Annotated in this window: 21 protein-coding genes; 7 read left to right on the forward strand and 14 right to left on the reverse strand. The window is 72.7% G+C overall.

The window, feature by feature from the left end:
* Window positions 1-224: 224 nt before the first annotated feature.
* The 5 genes from BM314_RS26595 (at window position 225) to BM314_RS26615 (ending at window position 3,439) form a co-directional block, all read left to right on the forward strand.
* Complete coding sequence (locus tag BM314_RS26595; protein WP_091981367.1) at window positions 225-887, forward strand: response regulator transcription factor; 663 nt, start codon at window positions 225-227, stop codon at window positions 885-887.
* Between the two features lie 331 nt (window positions 888-1,218).
* Complete coding sequence (locus tag BM314_RS26600; protein WP_056526640.1) at window positions 1,219-1,590, forward strand: response regulator transcription factor; 372 nt, start codon at window positions 1,219-1,221, stop codon at window positions 1,588-1,590.
* Window positions 1,591-1,814: 224 nt separating this feature from the next.
* Window positions 1,815-2,552, forward strand: coding sequence for a sensor histidine kinase (locus tag BM314_RS26605; RefSeq protein WP_020094714.1), 738 nt, complete (start codon window positions 1,815-1,817; stop codon window positions 2,550-2,552).
* A gap of 246 nt (window positions 2,553-2,798) precedes the next feature.
* Window positions 2,799-3,092 carry a hypothetical protein gene (locus BM314_RS26610; protein ID WP_091981369.1) on the forward strand — a complete coding sequence of 98 codons (294 nt, stop codon included), beginning with the start codon at window positions 2,799-2,801 and terminating at the stop codon, window positions 3,090-3,092.
* 71 nt (window positions 3,093-3,163) lie between these two features.
* The gene (locus tag BM314_RS26615; protein ID WP_091928394.1) at window positions 3,164-3,439 is read left to right on the forward strand and encodes a hypothetical protein; all 276 of its coding nucleotides are present in this window, start codon (window positions 3,164-3,166) and stop codon (window positions 3,437-3,439) included.
* Window positions 3,440-3,463: 24 nt separating this feature from the next.
* Here the strand turns inward: BM314_RS26615 and BM314_RS26620 are convergent, their stop codons facing one another.
* From BM314_RS26620 to BM314_RS26630, 3 genes are all read right to left on the reverse strand, one after another.
* On the reverse strand, window positions 3,464-3,676 hold the full coding sequence (locus BM314_RS26620; RefSeq protein ID WP_091981372.1) for a hypothetical protein: 213 nt from the start codon (window positions 3,674-3,676) through the stop codon (window positions 3,464-3,466).
* 65 nt (window positions 3,677-3,741) lie between these two features.
* A complete protein-coding gene (locus BM314_RS26625; RefSeq protein ID WP_091981375.1) occupies window positions 3,742-4,590 on the reverse strand; it encodes a methyltransferase domain-containing protein in 849 nt (282 codons plus the stop codon).
* 185 nt (window positions 4,591-4,775) lie between these two features.
* A complete protein-coding gene (locus tag BM314_RS26630; RefSeq protein WP_091981376.1) occupies window positions 4,776-5,117 on the reverse strand; it encodes a hypothetical protein in 342 nt (113 codons plus the stop codon).
* Window positions 5,118-5,181: 64 nt separating this feature from the next.
* Here BM314_RS26630 and BM314_RS26635 point away from each other — a divergent pair, with 64 nt between their 5' ends.
* A complete protein-coding gene (locus tag BM314_RS26635; RefSeq protein ID WP_056526737.1) occupies window positions 5,182-5,514 on the forward strand; it encodes a hypothetical protein in 333 nt (110 codons plus the stop codon).
* Here the strand turns inward: BM314_RS26635 and BM314_RS26640 are convergent.
* The 9 genes from BM314_RS26640 to BM314_RS26680 form a co-directional block, all read right to left on the reverse strand.
* A complete protein-coding gene (locus tag BM314_RS26640; RefSeq protein WP_091981379.1) occupies window positions 5,499-5,945 on the reverse strand; it encodes a hypothetical protein in 447 nt (148 codons plus the stop codon). The two genes, BM314_RS26635 and BM314_RS26640, sit on opposite strands and share 16 nt — an antisense overlap.
* 126 nt (window positions 5,946-6,071) lie before the next feature.
* Window positions 6,072-6,404: a hydroxyisourate hydrolase gene (locus BM314_RS26645; RefSeq protein WP_091928398.1), complete on the reverse strand. Its 333-nt coding sequence runs from the start codon at window positions 6,402-6,404 to the stop codon at window positions 6,072-6,074.
* Window positions 6,401-7,834 carry an amidase gene (locus tag BM314_RS26650; protein ID WP_091981381.1) on the reverse strand — a complete coding sequence of 478 codons (1,434 nt, stop codon included), beginning with the start codon at window positions 7,832-7,834 and terminating at the stop codon, window positions 6,401-6,403. The genes BM314_RS26645 and BM314_RS26650 overlap by 4 nt, the downstream gene beginning before the upstream one ends.
* Window positions 7,831-8,583 carry an aspartate/glutamate racemase family protein gene (locus BM314_RS26655; RefSeq protein WP_091981384.1) on the reverse strand — a complete coding sequence of 251 codons (753 nt, stop codon included), beginning with the start codon at window positions 8,581-8,583 and terminating at the stop codon, window positions 7,831-7,833. The genes BM314_RS26650 and BM314_RS26655 overlap by 4 nt, the downstream gene beginning before the upstream one ends.
* An 18-nt stretch (window positions 8,584-8,601) precedes the next feature.
* The gene (locus BM314_RS26660) at window positions 8,602-9,420 is read right to left on the reverse strand and encodes an ABC transporter permease (protein ID WP_091981385.1); all 819 of its coding nucleotides are present in this window, start codon (window positions 9,418-9,420) and stop codon (window positions 8,602-8,604) included.
* 18 nt (window positions 9,421-9,438) lie between these two features.
* Entirely contained in the window at window positions 9,439-10,299 is an 861-nt protein-coding gene (locus BM314_RS26665; RefSeq protein ID WP_170868191.1) for an ABC transporter permease, read from the reverse strand.
* A gap of 41 nt (window positions 10,300-10,340) precedes the next feature.
* Window positions 10,341-11,384: an ABC transporter substrate-binding protein gene (locus BM314_RS26670; protein ID WP_091981389.1), complete on the reverse strand. Its 1,044-nt coding sequence runs from the start codon at window positions 11,382-11,384 to the stop codon at window positions 10,341-10,343.
* Between the two features lie 37 nt (window positions 11,385-11,421).
* Complete coding sequence (locus tag BM314_RS26675) at window positions 11,422-12,522, reverse strand: ABC transporter ATP-binding protein (RefSeq protein WP_091981392.1); 1,101 nt, start codon at window positions 12,520-12,522, stop codon at window positions 11,422-11,424.
* Window positions 12,519-13,277 (reverse strand): maleate cis-trans isomerase family protein, encoded by a 759-nt coding sequence (locus BM314_RS26680; protein ID WP_091981394.1) that lies wholly within the window; start codon window positions 13,275-13,277, stop codon window positions 12,519-12,521. The genes BM314_RS26675 and BM314_RS26680 overlap by 4 nt, the downstream gene beginning before the upstream one ends.
* 167 nt (window positions 13,278-13,444) lie before the next feature.
* Here BM314_RS26680 and BM314_RS26685 point away from each other — a divergent pair, with 167 nt between their 5' ends.
* Window positions 13,445-14,173, forward strand: coding sequence for a GntR family transcriptional regulator (locus BM314_RS26685; RefSeq protein WP_091981396.1), 729 nt, complete (start codon window positions 13,445-13,447; stop codon window positions 14,171-14,173).
* Window positions 14,174-14,287: 114 nt separating this feature from the next.
* On the opposite strand, the gene BM314_RS26690 is transcribed toward BM314_RS26685, so the two are convergent.
* Both BM314_RS26690 and BM314_RS26695 read right to left on the reverse strand, forming a co-directional pair.
* The gene (locus tag BM314_RS26690; RefSeq protein WP_091981398.1) at window positions 14,288-14,536 is read right to left on the reverse strand and encodes a PilZ domain-containing protein; all 249 of its coding nucleotides are present in this window, start codon (window positions 14,534-14,536) and stop codon (window positions 14,288-14,290) included.
* Between the two features lie 209 nt (window positions 14,537-14,745).
* On the reverse strand, window positions 14,746-16,278 hold the full coding sequence (locus BM314_RS26695; protein WP_091981401.1) for a GGDEF domain-containing protein: 1,533 nt from the start codon (window positions 16,276-16,278) through the stop codon (window positions 14,746-14,748).
* Window positions 16,279-16,393: the final 115 nt, after the last annotated feature.

Below are 16,393 nucleotides of genomic sequence, written 5' to 3' on the forward strand. Positions count from 1 at the left end.
TCCCGGGGACAGTGCAACCGCTCATAGCCACAAGCTTGGCCGCGAGTCGATAGGCGCGTCGGGGGCGGTCCGGCGAGCAGCCATTCGGGGCGACCCGTGCCGGCGGTCCGTGCCGGCGGTCCGCGCCGTCCATAGACGGTCGGCTTGATCGGGCGCGGATACAACCTGTAAGCACTGCCCGTGCGGGCAGCCTGTCAGAGGCGCGCGGGGACTCGTCGATCACGATGTCAGACAACGTCCGGGGTGGCGCGGCGAAGCCCGGCGCCGACACGGCATCACCGCTGGTGGTCATCGTCGAGGACGACGAGGGCGTCCGCGAAGGTCTGCAGGACCTCCTGCACTCCGTCGGGCTCGACACCCTCGCCTACGGCGCGACGCGCGACCTCCTCGCGGCGACGCTGCCGGACCGCCCGGGCTGCCTGATCCTCGATGTGCGGTTGCCGGGATCCAGCGGCCTCGACCTGCAGGCGAAGCTCGCCGCGATGGGCAACCGCATGCCGATCATCTTCATGACCGGCCACGGCGACATCCCCATGACCGTCCAGGCCATGAAGGCGGGCGCGCTCGATTTCCTGACCAAGCCGTTCCGCGATCAGGACATGCTCGACGCCATCGCGGTCGCGATCGAGCGGGACAGGACCCGGCGGGCGTCGAGCGCGGGAGTCGCCGAGCTCGAGGCGCTGGCCGCGACCCTGACGGCGCGGGAGGCCGAGGTGATGGCACAGGTCGTCAAGGGGCTGCTCAACAAGCAGATCGCCCACGCCCTCGGAATCAGCGAGATCACGGTCAAGATCCACCGGGGCAACGTCATGCGGAAGATGGCGGCCGGCTCCGTGGCCGACCTCGTGCGCAAGACCGAGCTGCTCAAGGCCCGGGCCGCCGTCTGAGCCGACCCATCGCCCCGTCGCTTCCGCAGACCCGGCCCGGGCCGATCGGCGCGGAACGATGCCGGACATCGCCGCGTTGGCACCCGCACTGGACAGATTCGTCGCGGCGATCGGATCGGGGATCGGCGAAGAAGTCCTGCCTCAACTCGTGAAATCCATGTCTACCGGGTCGCGTCGCGGCGCCCCGGGTCCTGCGTTGCTGTGGCAGGACTCGGTTCATCGGGGTGTGAGTCCGTCGCGCGCATCAAACCATCGTATAATTTCGTCGGAGCCGCCGCCGGCCCACAGAGGTGGGATCGATGCGCCTTCGAGAGGCTCCGGAGGGAGATTCGTGCCGGTCGGGAAGAAAGCGGTCGCGGTCGTAGACGACGACGAGGCGGTTCTGGACGCGACGTCCAGCTTCCTCGAGGCGTTGGGCTACGACGCGCGGGCCTTCAACTCGGGCGAGGCCTTCCTGGCCGCGATGGCCGGCAGCGACGTGTCGTGCCTGCTGACGGACGTGAACATGCCGGGGATCAGCGGCATCGAATTGCAGGATCGCGTCCGGGAGCAGCGCCCTGCCCTGCCGGTCATCATGATGACCGCGCTGACCGACGACGCACTCCGGCGCCGGGCCCTCGCCGGGGGCGCCCGCGATCTCCTGCGCAAGCCGCTCGTGGCCGACGAACTGATCCGCTGCCTGGAAGAGACGATCGGGGCCTGACGCCAGGGCCTGACTCCAGTGCCTGACTCCAGGGCCTTTCCATCCGTGACGGGATCGCCGGCCGGCTCCGGACCGGCATCGCGCGCGTGCGCCGCTGGCACGCCGATCCGAGGCCGGTCCGGTTAGGACATCAAACCTCCGTATGATTCCGGCGCGTACGGCCACGGTCCAAGGTCGCGCCATGGAAGCGGCGCGCCGTCGGCGGGCTGGACGAGGAGGCGGGGATGGGACTGACGATGGCGAGCCCGGGTGCGGCACCCGACGAGGCCCTGCTGCACGCGGAGACCGCCCGCAGCGCCATGGCCCGGCTGCTCGCCGTGGCCGGACACGACCTGAAGCAACCCGTGCAGGTGGCCCTCATGGCCATCGACCGCGCGGTCTCGGACGGCGTCGGTCCCCGGGCCGCGGCCCGGCTCGGCCTCGCCAGCGACGCGCTGGTGCGGCTCGGCCGCGAGCTCGACGATCTGGCCCGCTCCTCCCAGGCCGGCAGCGTGGCGCCCCGGCTCGGTCCCGTCGCGGTCGCCCCGCTCCTGGAGGCGGTGGCGGCCGAGTGGGGGCCCTACGCCGACGCCGTCGGGGTGCGTGTCCGGGTCTGCGCCACGGCGCTGACGGTCACGAGCGAGGTCGCCATGCTGACGACCATCCTGCGCAATCTCGTCGGGAACGCCGTGAAGTATGCGGGCCCGGGCGGCCGCGTCGTCGTCGGATGCCGCCGCCGGCAGGGGCGCGTCGCGATCGAGGTGCACGACGGCGGTCCCGGCATCGCGCCCGAGCGGCTGGCGGGCATCTTCGACGCCTTCGACCGCGCCGGACGCCGGGACGGAGCGGGTCTCGGGCTCGGCCTTCACATCGTCCGGCAGACCGCCGCGGCGCTCGATCACCCGGTCGCCGTGCGATCCCGGCGCGACCGGGGCTCCGTCTTCGGCGTGACCGCGCCCCGCCACCGTCCGGCATCCGCGTAGACGCCCCGGGCCGGTCCCGACGCCGCTGCTGCCGCGGACCTCGTCCGCCGTCGCGGGACCGCAGGTCGCGAAACGCCCGGACCGTGCGCGCAGGCCGGCAAAATCCGCGGTGTCCACGGCCACGCAGGCGTGCCGCGGTCGCACGGCTTGCTCGCCAGGGTTGCTTGTGGAACCGTGTCGGCCTGAGACCCCGAAGAGGCGACGGATGCTCCGCACCGTGCTTTCGCAGACGGAGCGCGACCTGACATGACGGCTGGTGATCCGCCCAACAAGATGGCCGAAGTTGCCGGCCTTGCGGCCGCGATCGCCGATCACATCCTCGCGCAGCACGAGGCCGGGACCACGATCCCGCCGGACCAGTTCCGGATGCTGGTAAGCGCCGCCCGGATGCTCCTGGATAACGGCGTGGCTTGGCCGCCGTCGGTGACCTACCTCGTCATGGAAGTCGCCCGACGGGTCGAGGAGGCCGAGCCGCCGCCCGAGGGCGACGAGGTCGTGACGCACCTGGAGCAGGCGCTCGACGCGGCGAAACCCACCTGAGACACCTGAGACCGACCGTCACGCGGCGGGCGCGCCGACTTCCCGCGGGATCGGCGCCCTATATGGGCCCTATGCCCACACTCGGTCTCAAGCTCCCGCTCCGGATCTGCGTCCTCGAGAACGCCGCCTGCGTCGAGGATGCCGGCGGCCGGCGCACCGGCTACGTCTACTGGGACGAGAGCCGTTCGGGAGGTGGTGACAGGCCCTTCACCCGCGCCGAGGCCATCGAGCAGGTCCGGATCATCGCGGGCGCCTGGGCCGGCGCTCTGGTCCACAGCGGCACCCTCGACACCGGCCCGGCGCCCGAGCCGGGTGCCGCCGCCGCCGAGCCGTCTCCGGAAGGCTGACCGCGCCCGGCCGAGCGGTATCCGCTACAGGCCGGTGCCGCTCACGTACGAGACCGGCGCGCCTGGACCCGAACTCGTCGCGGAGGCCGCGACGGTGGCGGCGATCCAGTCACCGTCGCTGGTCCCGGACACCCGGCATTCCCGCGCCATGGCCCGCACTCGGCGGCGCCAGAGCCAGAGGCGGAGTGTGTGGATGAGGTCGTACATGGTCGGCCCCGCGCTGTCGCTCCCGTCCATGTGGGGCGCGCGGGCGGACCGCTCAAGCCTGCGGCGCCCGACCAGTCGAGTCCAGAAGCCCCGCCTCAAGCGGGGCGGTGCTTCATCACGAAGTGGAAGCCGAGCTCGGGATTCTTGCTGAAATCGGCGTCGTAGAACGCGTTCTCGTTGCCGGAGCCTCTGCAGAAATCCTTGAACTGAAACATGGTCATCGGGACAAATTCCAGCCCGTGCTGCCGGACAAGCTCGCGCCACCACGTCTCCGGCTTGACCGTCGGATGGTAGCTCACGCCGTTGGCGACATCGTCGTATGTCGCGGCGGAGCCCACGAAAAGACCGCCGTCCGCCAAGTGGGATTTCACGTTCGCGAACAGCTGAGGAAGCAGCGATTCCTCGATGTGCTCGAGGACCTCCCACATCGTGATGACGTCAAATTTCGCTTTCGTCCCTGACCTCTGATCCATCAGAGCGAACGGCTTGGTAATATCGCAGGTCTTCAGATAGTCCGGGATGATGGACCATTCGGCGCGCTGCGCGCGAAGGGAGTAATCGCTCCCCTCGATCCCGAATGCCGCGTTGCCCCGGATGAGGAAATCGAAGACGAGGCCGCCCCCCGCGCAGCCGAGGTCCAGGGCCCTGACCTTTCGGCCGAAATGGCTCTCGATCGCGTGGCAGAACCGCTGATTGCGCGTATTGTCATCCTTTGTGCCGCGCGGAACCGTGTGATCGTTGCTCTCGTAGGCGATCGGATGTTCCGTTACGAGGCAGAAATCGTTCTTCGGCGCGAGCTGAACCACGGCGAGGCGCCGGACATCTTGCATCTGCGCCAGCTGCTGCGCGTGAGCCGTCATGATCTTGCTGTCGAGGGCGGCATAGAGCTGGCGGCCGACGTCGAGGATCTGCTGCGTGATAAATTGCTTGTCCTGGTCGTCCATCACAAATTCCCGACGAGCGATCTCGAGCTGACGCGGTGTGGCCAGCCCCGAATTTATCCGAGATCCTGTATCAAATCTTTACGCAGCGACCCGAATTCGGATCGGGACGCGTCGGCGCGCTGCCCGACCGCGCAACGCTGTCCCGGATCTGCCGCCAGCCCGATCCGGCGAGCCGGCAGGACGCCTCACGCCCCTCCCCCGGGCAGACCCGACCAGGCCTCGCGGACGAGCGCGAGGCGCCGCTCGGCCCGGGCCGCGTCGGCGTCCGCGATTTGATTGAGCACGGCCTCCAGCGCCTCGGATCCACCGAGCGCGGCGGCCGCCTCGCCCTGGCGGCGCATGGCGGAGCGGTGCGCCCGCATCGCCGGCCCGGCCTTCTGCCCGGCCTCGATCGCCTCCAGGGTGGCGATCAGGGCGGCCGCGAACGGGGCGACGTCGCGCCAAGTCGCCGCCGCGGGCGCCGGCTCGGGCGGGTGGGCACGCTCCGGCGGCGGCGCGGAGAAGTTGGTGGTGAGCGGGCGCTTCATGACGAACCTCCACGGGCGCGGTATCAGGGGGCCATCGGCCGGAGCGGAGCTGTACGAGGAGCGCATGGCCGAAAGGCGGAAGGGCACCGGGTCCGGCGAGGATAGCCTATCGCGCCACATCCTCCCCAATGCCGGCACGATGGTCGGCGTCTGCACCACGCTGATCGGCCTCGTGAAGATCGCCGAGGGCTGGATCGGGCCGAGCCACGTCGACGAGGCCGCCGCCCTGACGGCGATCCTGTTCCTGGTCAGCGCGATCGCGTCCTACCTGTCGATCCGCCTGGACGACGGCGGCGATCTCTCGGTCACCCTGGAGCGCTGCGCCGACATCTGCTTCGTCATCGGGCTGATCGGCCTGACGCTGATCTCGGTCCTGTTCGCCTACGAGACGATCTGACGGCGCGCGGCGCGGAGCCGGTCGGGCAGGGCCTCGCGGTCGGTCAGCGCCGCCGCCAGGACCGCGAACAGGCCGAGATGCAGGCCGAGCGCCGCCAGCCCGGGATCGCGCAGGGACCACAGGCCGGCCGCCCCGAGCGCCATGAGCGGCGGTCCCGCCACGTAGACGGCGCTTCGCCACCCGGCGGGCCGGCCGAGACGCCAGAAGCAGCCGGCCACCGCCGCCAGGGCGAAGCCGCCCTTGAGCAGCGCCATGAAGCGGATCACCCGCACGAGGTCGGGATCGACGGGCGCCGCGGGGACCCGTGCGGCCGCGACGAAGGCCAGCGGAAGCGCGAGGATCGTCAGCGCGGCGAGCAGCAGGCGCGCCCGTGGGGTGCCGCGCGTCGCGGGCCCGGCCGCCGCCGGGATCGTCATCGCCTGAACCCGCATCGGCTTCCTCCTGCGCGCGCCGCGATCGGGGGCGAGTCTAGGCTCTCCCGAGGCTCCGGTCACCTCGCGGGGAAGGGCGGCCGGGCGGCGCCGTCGCGGGCCGGGTCCGAGGGCGGCGCGTGCGGCTCAACAGCCGCGGAACAGCGCCACCCCGAAGGCGGTGAATTTCAGCGGCAGGTGGCAGTGGCGGTCGGGGTCGTCGATCCGGAAGCGGATCGCGGCCTCCTCCAGGAACCCCTCCCCCGCGGCCCCGACGAAGTCCCCGATGACGAACACGACCTCGTAGAGGCCGGCGGCGAGCCGCGTCCGCACGACCGGATGGTCGAGGGTCCCGTCCGCCCCGAGTCGGCCCTCGGCGATCACCCGCCGCTTTCCTCCAGCGCTCAGGACGCGCACGTGCATCCCCTCGGCCGGCCGGCCCGTGGCGGCGTCGACGGCGTGGAGCGACAGGCCGGTCACGGGGTCCCGTCCTCCCAGACCATCCGCCAGGGATGGGCCGCCTCGTAGGCGGCCGCCGTCGCGACCAGGGTCTCGTCGCCGCCCCAGGGCGCCACGAGCTGGAACCCGATCGGAAGCCCGGCGCCCGAGGGTAGGCAGGGGATCGAGATCCCCGGGCAGCCGGCGGCGTTGACGAAGCCCGTGAAGGTCGCCGAGCCGCGGGGGCCCACCGGTACCCCGGCGATGCGCGGCGGATGGGTGTCCTCCGCCGGCCAGGGCAGCGCCGCGGCCGCGGGGGTCATGAGCAGGTCATGGTCGGCGAACAGGGCGGCGAGGTCCCGGCGCAGCGCCAGCGCCATCCGCTGCACCTCGAACAGGTCGGCCGCCGACAGGGCCGCCCCGGCCTCCGCCAGGGCGCGGATGTCGGGGCCGAGCGCGTCGAGTCCGCCCGGATGCGCGCGCATCAGCCACGCGATGCCCGCCTGGCCGAGGACCGGCCACGCCTCCGTGATGGCCGTCGCCGCGTCGAAGCGGCCGGTCTCGACCCGGTGGCCGAGGCCGGCGAGGCGCCCGGCCGCCTCGGCGACGCTGTCGGCGATCTCGGGATCGACCGGGGCCGTCCCGAAGGCCGGGACGTGCAGGATCCGCAGCGGGCGCTCCGGCATGACGGCGCTCCCGAACGGGCCGAAGCCGTGCGGCGCGACGGCATCCGGGTCGGCCGCCCCGAGGATCCGCATGGCCGCCGCGAGGTCGTCGACGGTGCGCGCCATCGGCCCGACCACCTCAAGGTCGAGCATGATCGGCGGCAGCCCGCCCGTCCGCGGCACCCGACCGGCCGTCGGCTTCAGGCCGACGAGGCCGGTATGCGAGGTGGGCCGGCGGATCGAGCCGCCCGCGTCCGTCCCGACCGCCAGGGGCCCGATCCCGGACGCCACCGCCGCGACGGCGCCGCCGCTGGAGCCCCCCGGCGTCAGCGCCGGATCCCACGGGTTCCGGGTGATCCCGTGGACCGGGTTGCCGGTGTAGCCCTGGACGGTCAGCTCCGGGACGTTGGTCTTGCCCAGGATCACCGCCCCGGCCGCGCGCAGGCGCGCCACCGGTGTCTCGTCGCGGTCGACGGCCTGCCCGGCCCCCTCCCCCGCGTAGAGCCGGCTGCCCCAGCCGGTCGCGAACCCGGCGACGTTCAGGCTGTCCTTGACCGTCAGCGGCACGCCGTCGAGGGGCCCGAGCGGCCGCCCCGTCCGCCAGCGCGCGGCGCTCGCCGCGGCGGCGCGCTCCGCGCCCTCGGGATCGACGGCGACGAGGGCGTTGAGCACCGGGTTCACGGCCTCGGCCCGCTCCAGGCAGGCGCGGGCGGCCGCGACCGGGCTCGCCGTCCCGGCGGCGTAGCGGCGGCCCAGGGCGGCGGCCGAGAGGGTCCAGAGCGGGCCGTCCGCGTCGATCCGGGTCATGACTCCTCCTCGCGATGGGCGATCCAGCGGGCGAGCGGCCCGGCGAGGCCGGTGGCCGGCTTGGCGGGCGGGCGGGCGAAACGGCCGGCCCGCGGCGGCCGCGTCCCGAGCCGCACCAGGGCCTGCGCTTGGCCCAAGGCGGCCGCCAGCGGGTCGACGAGCGGCACCGGCACCGCGTCCCGCAGGGTCGTGGCGAGGCCGGCGAGCGGCGCGCCGGCCAGGATCACGACGTCGGCCCCCTCCCCCACCGCCCGCTCGGCCAGGGCCAGGATCTCGGGCCGCAGCTCATCCTGCACCTCGGTCACCGCGTGGAACGGCCGGCGCACCGCGTGGAGGCCGGCGCAGCGCGCCGACAGCCCGGCCAGCGCCACCGCGTCCTCGTACCAGGGCAGCAGGGCGGGCGCGAAGGTGACGACCGCGAACCGCGCCCCGAGCTCGCAGGCGGTCAGCATCGCGGCCTCGGCCATGCCGACCACCGGCAGGTCGAACAGCTCCCGGGCGGCGACCAGACCGGGATCGCCGTAGGCCGCGATCACTGCGGCGTCGTGGCCGGAATGGTGGGCGGCGAGCGTCTCCAGCACGGCTGCCCCGGCGAGCTGCGCCTCGGCCCGGCTCGCGATGTAGGGCAAGCCGGAGGTGGCGGTGAGCGCGGTGATGTGCGCGTCGGGGGCGAGTGCCGCCTCGGCGGCCCGCGCCATGCGCGCGGTCATCGCCGCCGAGGTGTTGGGGTTGAGGAGCAGGATGCGCATGCGAGGGCTCCGGGAGCTTCAGCCCGCCATCCGGCGGGACAGATCGGCGGCGCGCTCCATCACGGCGGCGAGCACCACGGTCACGAGGATCAGCAGGCTGGAGGCCGCCGCCACCGTGACGTCGAGGCGGCCCTCCAGGTCCTGCCACATGCGGATCGGCAGCATGTCGGTGGCGGCGTCGCGCAGGAACAGCGAGACCGGGACGTTGTCGAAGCTCGCCATGAAGGCGATGAAGCCGCCGGCCAGGATCCCGGGCCGGATCAGCGGCAGGGTCACCCGGCGGAACGTGTAGAGGCGCGAGGCGCCGAGCGAGGTCGAGCTCTCGAGGAGCACCGGATCCATCTGCGACAGGGCCGCCACGGTGGTGCGGACCACGTAGGGCACGCAGACCACGGTATGGCCGAGGACGAGGGTCAGCGGCGAGACCAGGATGCCGGCGAGGCTGAACAGCATCAGCGCCGCGAGCCCGAAGGCCAGGGCCGGCAGGACAAGGGGCGACAGGAACAGGCTGTCGAGGAGGCGCGCGGAGAGCCGCCGCGACCGCGCGATGGCGAGCGCCGCCGCGGTGCCCAGCCCCACCGACAGCAGGGTCGTCCAGCCCGCCACCACGAGGCTGTTCCAGGCGGCGGCCCGGAGCTGCTCGGCCTCCGCGAGCGCCGCGTACCAGCGCAGGGAGTAGCCCGGCGGCGGGAAGCGCAGGGAGAAGCCGCTGGTGAACGACACCACCACGACGATCACGGTCGGCGCCGCCAGCAGGACGAGGCAGAGCCCGGCCAGCAGCAGCACCGCGCCGTGGAAGCTGAACCAGTCGACATCGCGCCGCAGGCTCGTCCGCATGGTGACCTCCCGGTGATCTCAGGCAGCGCGCGCGCGGCCGCCCGACAGGCGGCCCGCGACGTTGAGGAGCGCGACGCAGGCGAGGACCGCCACGAGGAAGACGATCGCGATCGCCGCCGCGAACGGCCAGTTGTTGAGCGAGGAGGCCTGCTGGTACAGGTACATGGGCATGAACAGCATCTGCCCGCCGCCGATCAGCGACTGGGTGATGAAGGCGGTGATCGCCGCCGCGAAGGTCAGCAGGCAGCCCGCCACGATGCCGGGCAGGCAGAGCGGCAGCGTCACCCGGAGGAAGGTGCGCCACGCCCCCGCCCCGAGCGCCGCCGAGGCGTCGGCGAGGTTCGGGTCGATCCGCGACAGGGCGGTGACCAGCGGCAGGACCATCAGCGGCAGCTGCACCTGCGCCAGCGCCAGGACGAGACCGCCCTCGGTGTAGAGGAGCTTCAGCGGCGTGTCGGTCAGGCCGAGGCCGAGGAGCGCGGCGTTCACGATGCCCTGGCGCCCGAGGATCACGATCCACGCGAAGGTCCGCACCACCACGCTCGTGAGCAGCGGCAGCAGCACGATCAGGGTCAGCAGGCCGCGCAGACGGCCGGGCGCCCAGGTCAGGAGCAGCGCCAGCGGCAGGCCGAGTAGGAGGGTCAGCGCCGTGACCTCGACGCCGAGCCACAGGGTCGCGCCGAGCACCCGCAGCGAGAACGGGTCGAGCAGGAACCGGGCGTACTGGTCGAGGCCGAACCGGGTCATGGCCGGATCGGCGTAGAAGCTCACGAGCACCAGCAGCGCCAGCGGCGCCAGGAAGAAGACGAGGAAGAACGCCCCGAGCGGCAGCGCGAGGCGGATGTCGTAGGCCGCCGTCCAGGCGTGGCCCGGGCGCAGGGGCGCCGCGACCGGGCCCGCCGCGATGGCCGGGCCGGCGCTCACACCCGGATCTCGCGGTTGAAGCGCTCGATCCAGGCCGGCCGGCCGCGGTTGATCGCGGCCCAGTCCTGGAACACCGACTTGCGCTTCAGCTCGTCCGCGTCCCTCGCGAGGACCTTCGCGACCTCGCCGTCGATGGCGACCTTCCGGTTGGTCGGCACGATCAGGTAGGGGCTCTGCATCAGCTTGGCCTGCACCTCCGGCGACAGGGCGGCCTCGATCAGCTTGAAAGCCAACTCCTTCGACGGTGTGTTCTTGACGATGTGGATCGTCGTCTTGAAGGCGATGATGCCTTCCTTCGGTGCTGCGAACTCCACCGGCACGCCCCGGGCCTTCAGGATCTGGATCGCGTTGAAATTGCCCGGCCCGATGTCGACCTGCTCCTGCTGGTAGAGGGCCGCCAAGGCGCCCGGGTTCGCCGCGACGGCGGCGAGGTTCGGCTTGAGCGCCTCCAGCGCCTTGAAGCCGGGCTCGACATCGGTCTCCGAGCCGCCGTGCATCCGGGCGATCTCCACGAGGAAGCCGGTGCCCAGCGTCGAGTTCAGGTTGGTGATGCCGACTCGACCCTTGAACTCGGGCTTCCACAGGTCGGCCCAGGAGGTCGGCGGCGTCTTCACCTTCTCGGGATTGTAGGTCAGGCCGACGATCTGGAAGAACGGCGCCGGGCCCATCGGCTCCTGCGCGTCCGCGATCAGGTCGCCGTAATGCGCGGATTGCGCCACCGGGTAGGGCTCGACGAGGTCCTGGGCGATGGCCGTGAGGGCCGGCCCCGGATCGTGCAGCATCACGTCGATCGGCGGGTTGGCGCGGGCCGCCTGGACCTTGGCGATCTGGTCGACCGAGAGCATCGGGTCGAGGATCACGTCGCCGCCCGAGCTCTTGCGGAAGGCCGGCACCAGCACGGCCCGGTGCGCCTCCTCCCAGCTGCCCGTGAAGGTCGCGAAGACGAGCTTGCGCGCCTGCGCGTGGGACAGGCCCGGGAAGGCCTGCGCGGCGCCGAGGGTCAGGGCGCCGGCGAGGAGGCTGCGGCGGTGCAGGGGCATGGTCGGTTCTCCTGGCTCGGTATCGGGCGGCTCGGCCTCAGTGTCGGGGATCGGGAAAGACGCCGACCCGCTCGGGTGCTGTCGGGCGCAGGCGCACCCGGGTGCCGGGTGGCCGCGGACGGGCGCCCGCCGCGCGCGGCTCGGCGGTCTTCAGACGGGCGCCGCCGTCGAGGCGGATCTCGTGGACCAGGGTTGCGCCCAGCGGCAGGCCGACCTCGACCGCGCCCTCAAGGCCGTCCGCGGCCCCTGCCCCGGCCCCCGGTCCCTCCTCCGCGAAGGCGACGTGCTCGGGCCGCAGGCAGGCGGCGACCCGGGTCCCGTCCGGCAGGGACGTGGCGGCGGGGAGCAGGCCGCCCGCCTCCAGGGCCACCACGCGGGCGCCGCCCGCTTCCGTCGCGAGCCGCCCGTGCAGGACGTTGGCCGTGCCCACGAAGGTGTTGACGAACAGCGTCTCGGGGCGGTCGTAGACGTCGGTCGGGGGGGCGAACTGCTCCAGGCGCCCGGCGTTCAGCACGGCGACCCGGTCGGCCATCGACAGGGCCTCCTCCTGGTCGTGCGTGACGATCAGCGTGGTGGTGCCGGCGCTGCGCTGGATGCGTTTGATCTCGATCTGCATGTCGAGGCGCAGGTTCTTGTCGAGGGCCGCGAAGGGCTCGTCGAGGAGCAGGATCGAGGGGCGCACGGCCAGCGCCCGGGCCAGCGCCACCCGCTGCTGCTGGCCGCCCGACATCTCCCGCGGGAAGCGCCCGGCGAGGTGCTCCAGGCGCACCAGCGCCAGCATCTCGGCGACCCGCGCCCTCTGTTCGGCCCGCCCGACACCCCGGGCCGCGAGGCCGTAGGCGACGTTGTCGGCGACGCTCATGTGCGGGAACAGGGCGTAGTTCTGAAACACGATGCCGACGGTGCGCCGGTTCGGCGGCAGGTGGTCGACGGCCTGGCCGCCGATGATGACGCGCCCCTCCGTGGGCTTCAGGAAGCCCGCCACCGCGCGCAGCAGGGTGGTCTTGCCGCAGCCCGAGGGCCCGAGCAGCGCGACGAGCTCCCCGCCCCTGATGTCGAGGGTCACGGTGTCGACCGCGAGCGCCGACCCGTAGCGCTGGGTGATCCCGTCGAGGATCAGGGTGGTCCCGGCGCTCACGGGCGGCCCTCCCCGCTCGCCGCGAAGGCGCGGCCGTGCGCGGCGAGATGCGCCGTCGGGCAGCCCGCCAGCTCCAGGCCCTTCCACAGGGTGACGGCCACCGAATCGATCACCGGCACGCCGAGTTCCGCCTCCAGGGTCGGGGCGAGCGCGGCGCCCGCGAGATTCGTGCACACGATCGCCACCGCGTCGACGCCCTCGGCCGCCACCGCCCGGACCATGCCGGCGATGGCCTCCGGGCCGGTCTTGGCGAAGGCGAAGTTCTCCGACAGGCCGAGGTGGCGCTCGGCGGCGCAGTCGAAGCCGGCCGCGCCCCAGTTGGCCTGGATCTGGCGCTGCACGTCGCCGGTATAGGGCGTGACGAGGCCGATCCGCCGGAAATCCCGGGCGCGGAACAGGTCGCGGAAGGCGAGCGCGGCGGTGGAGGCCGGGCACCCGGTCCGGTCGGTGATCGCGGCGCTCAGGCGCTCGTCCGCGTCGAAGCCGAGCCACGCGCCGGAGGTCCCGTTCCACAGGATCGCGGCGACGCGGGCATCGGCGAGCAGTTCGGCCGCCGCCAGGATCGGCTCGGGGTCGAACTGGTACAGGGCCGCCGCCGACAGGCCGATCTCCGTCACGCGGAAGCGGGCGAAGTGGGCGCTCACGCCCGCGACGCCGGCCAGCAGATGCGCCGTGGCCGGCTCGAGGACGCTGTTCGACGAGGGCGTCAGCATGCCCAGACGCTTCGTGCCGTTCGCTCGATCCATCGTATCCATCCCCGATCCGTGAAGCATCCGACAGGCCGGGACGGGCGACAAGGCATTTTCTGCATGCTGCATGCAATTTGCGCAAATGCATGATATGGCAGCGCAAGAGGCCGAAAAATGGGTCATCGATCGGGCGGCCGGACGCGCTAGGCTGGCGCGGGAGAACGGGAGGATCGATGGACGTCGTCGCACGCCGCCGGGGCCGGCCCCGCAAGGCGCCGGTCGTCCCGGTCGCGCAGGTGCCGCGGACCGGGCTGCACGAGCAGGTGGCGGGCCGGCTCAGGGACATGATCGTGCGCGGTGTGCTGCCGGCCGGCGCGTCCCTCGTGGAGACGGACCTCTCTGTGGCCCTCGGGGTCAGCCGGACACCGTTGCGGGAAGCGCTCAAGCTCCTGGCCGCGGAGGGGCTGGTCGAGCTGCACCAGAACCGCAGCGCCCGCGTCCCGGACTGGACGCCGGAGGAGATCCTCGAACTGTTCGAGGCCCTGGCCGGGATCGAGCGGCTGACCGCGGAACTCGCGGCGCCGCGGATCTCCGAAACCCTGATGGACGCGCTGCGCGGCAAGCAGGCGCGGCTCGACCGGATGCACCGGGACCAAGTGCTCGACGCCTATTTCGCCCTGAACCAGGAGATCCACCGGACGATCGTCGAGGCCGCCCGGAACCGCCCGCTGGCGGAGGCCCACGCCGCGCTCCAGGCCCGGGCCCAATGGGCGCGCCTGCGCGCGCTCTCCAGCGGCAGCCGCTGGGAGGAATCCGCCCGCGAGCACCGGGACCTGTTCGCGGCGCTCGCCGCGCGGGACGCCGCCGAGGCCGGGACCGTCGCCCACCGCCACGTGCTGCGAACCGGCGTGGTGATCGCCGAGACGCTCCAGGCCCGGCGCGCGGACCCCGCGGCGCGGTAACGAAACGTTAACCCTGTCGTCGCATCGGTGGGTCACCAGCCGGACGCTGGCCTTCCACGCCCATCCGATCCGCCCCTCAACACGGGTGGGCGTGGAAGCCTCGACCGCCGCCCGTCAGGCGTCGCCGAACGCGACCCCGAGCTCGGTCTCCTGGCGCCACGTGACGCGCGCCGGCCGGCGCCGGCCGCCGACCCCGTAGGCCAGCACGAACGCGTCGGGCACGCCGATCACGCTGACGACCTTCAGGCGGGCGCCCCCGTCCGACATGTTGCGGATCGTACAGTCGATCACGCCGCCGCCGGCGAGTTCGATATGGCCCTCGAGCAGGGTCCGTCTGCGGGGCGCGGCGCGTCTGTCGTCCATCCTCGTTACCCTATGGTTGCGGGCCGGATCCCTCCGGATCCGCGCGCGCTCCACCGACCCGGGGCCCGGATGATCGATCCCGCCCGCCCGCCCCGTCCCGGCGCGACGCCGTCGGGCCCAATCCGGGCCGTCCGCCATCGCGCCCAGGAGACCACGGCGTTCGTGTCGATTCCGTCAAAGCGCCCCGCGAAAGCGCGGCAGCGCGCCGGTCAGGACGTCCGCACGAGCTGCAGGGCGCCCCGCGGGGGCGGCGGCGCGACGCTGCGGGTCTGGTTGCGACCGCCGTTCTTGGCCTCGTACAGGGCACCGTCCGCCAGGCGGTAGGGGTCCGGCAGCGGCGTGCTCCGGTCGGCGCCCGGCCGGACGGCTGCGAGCCCGATGCTCACCGTCACGGCGCCGGCCCCGATCCCGGCCGACGGGACGGTCAGCTTGGCCACCTCGGCGTGGACCGTGTCGGCGACGCGCAGGGCGCCGGCCTCGTCCGTCTCGGGCAGGAGCAGCGTGAACTCCTCGCCGCCGATGCGGCTGACGAGATCCTGGGGGCGGTGCACGCTCGCCGCGAGGCAGCGGGCCAAGCCCCGCAGGATCTGGTCGCCCACCGGGTGCCCGTAGCGGTCGTTGAAGCGCTTGAAATGGTCCGCGTCGACGATGAGCAGCGACAGGGGGTGGCCGTCGCGCCGGGCCGCGTCCAGGTTCCGCCGGAGGGCGTCCTCGAAGCAGCGGCGGTTCGGCAGGCCGGTGAGGGCGTCGGTGCGCGACAGCGCCGCCATCTCGGCCCGCAGCGCCTCGCGGCGGCGCAGCTCCCGCCCGAACAGGAGCGACAGCGCGATCGTGAGGCCGCACAGCGCCAGCACGATGCCGCCGATGATCGTCGCCTTCGCGGCCCACTCCGCCTCCACGTCCTTGGTGGACAGGGCGACGTTCAGGATCAGCGGCAGGGTTCCGATCCGCGTGAACGTGTAGTTCCGCTCGACGCCGTCGCGCACGGAGGTGCTGACGAAGTTGCCGCGCCCCTCGCGCAGGAACCGTTTGAAGATCGCGGTCTGCCCGATATTCGCCCCCAGATCCGCCTCCACGGAGGGGTAGCGCATCAGGCGGGTGCCGTCGGTCAGGTACAGGTTGATGGCCCCGCCCGGTCCGAGATCGATCTCGCTGAACAGGTGCGTGAAGTAGGACAGCTTCACGGTGCCCAGGACTACGCCGCCGAAGCTGCCGTCGGGCCGATCGATGCGGCGGCTGAACGGGAGCATCCGCTCCCCGTTGAGCCGCGACACGATCGGGCGCCCGACATGGAGGCCGAGCCCGGTGCTTGCCCGGTGGACCTGGAAGTACTCGCGGTCCGCGTAGTTGCCCGGGCGCGGAGGCACGGCCGCGATGTCGCCGACGGCGTCGCCCCGCTCGTCCAGGATCAGCATCACGCCCATGTCGCGGGCGGTCGCGGCGCGGTCGAACAGGATGAGCTGGCGCAGGTGCGGGTCGGCCTGGGCCAAGCCCGGCACCTTCAGGTTGTCGACCGCCGCGTGGATCGAGAGATCGTACATCTCGATGTTGCGCGCGATGTCGCGCTCGAGGACCTGCAGGAGGTTCCAGGAGGTCTGCTCCGCGCTGGTCCAGGCGTCGCGGCGCAGGTCGGCCAGCATGAGACCGGACGTCACGACCATGCCCAGCGGGGCCAGGATCCCGAGGGCGATCCAGGTGCGGGCCGAGCCGAGCCACGGGGCGACGCGTCGCCAGACGTTCATCGGCCCCCCCGCGGACGGCGCTTCGTTGCCACGCTCTGGCACGCCGAGCCTTAACCGCCGCTTTCGCGGCGGTCGGGCCGATCTTACATCCCGGCGTCTCTGTCCTCGATCCGAG

The organism is Methylobacterium sp. 13MFTsu3.1M2 (genome assembly GCF_900112625.1).
Taxonomy (GTDB): domain Bacteria; phylum Pseudomonadota; class Alphaproteobacteria; order Rhizobiales; family Beijerinckiaceae; genus Methylobacterium.